Origin of the sequence: Streptomyces katrae, from assembly GCF_000966975.1 — a bacterium.
Classification (GTDB): Bacteria; Actinomycetota; Actinomycetes; order Streptomycetales; family Streptomycetaceae; genus Streptomyces; species Streptomyces katrae.
The window spans coordinates 1-924 of record NZ_JZWV01000619.1; the positions used below are offsets into that span (position 1 = coordinate 1).

The 924-nt window shown below is 75.1% G+C and carries 2 protein-coding genes; both read right to left on the bottom strand.

Translation table 11 applies throughout. From position 1 onward, the window contains the following. Positions 1-56 precede the first annotated feature (56 nt). Positions 57-851 (bottom strand): thiazole synthase, encoded by a 795-nt coding sequence (locus VR44_RS22120; RefSeq protein ID WP_045949314.1) that lies wholly within the window; start codon positions 849-851, stop codon positions 57-59. Between the two features lie 5 nt (positions 852-856). Continuing rightward, positions 857-924 (bottom strand): MoaD/ThiS family protein (locus VR44_RS49190; protein ID WP_211275107.1); only part of this gene is annotated, 68 nt, incomplete at its 5' end.

The following is a 924-nucleotide window of genomic DNA, read 5'->3' on the forward strand; positions in this document are numbered from 1 at the left end:
CAGCCACCGGCCCGCCCCGGCCCCTCGAGGGGGCGATGGCGGGCCCGCGCCGTGGGTCAGAACGCCGGCCGTTCCGGGTCCAGCGCCGCGCGGCCGTCCATCGGGGACGAGGGTTCCGCGAAGCGGCGTGGGGGGATGCGGCCCGCGCGGTGGGCCAGGCGGCCCGCCGAGACGGCGTCGCGCATGGCCGCCGCCATGAGGGCCGGTTCCTGGGCGCGGGTCACCGCGGAGGCCAGCATGACCGCCGCGCAGCCCAGCTCCATCGCCAGGGCGGCGTCCGACGCCGTCCCCGCCCCCGCGTCGAGGATGACGGGGACCCCGGCCCGCTCCACGATCAGCTCGAAGTTGTGCGGGTTGCGGATGCCCAGGCCGGAGCCGATCGGGGAGCCCAGCGGCATGATCGCCGCGCAGCCCACGTCCTCCAGCTTGCGGGCGAGGACCGGGTCGTCGTTGGTGTAGGGGAGGACCGTGAAGCCCTCGTCCACCAGGACCTCGGCCGCGTCGAGCAGCTCGACCCCGTCCGGCAGCAGGGTCCGCTCGTCCGCGACCACCTCCAGCTTGATCCAGTCCGTGCCCAGTGCCTCCCGGGCCAGCCGGGCCGTCAGGACGGCCTCGCCGGCCGTGAAGCAGCCCGCGGTGTTCGGCAGGACGTCGATGCCCAGCCTGGACAGCACGGACAGGACCGAGCCCTGCACCGTCGGGTCCAGGCGGCGCATCGCCACCGTGGTCAGCTCGGTGCCGGAGGCGATCAGGGCGCGTTCGAGGATGTCCAGGCTGGGGGCGCCCCCCGTGCCCATGATCAGGCGGGAGGTGAAGGTCCGGTCGCCCAGGGTGAACAGGTCGTCGGCCATGGTGCTCAGCCTCCCTGGACCGCGGTGAGGACCTCGACCCGGTCACCGTCGCCGACCGCGGTGTGCGGCCACT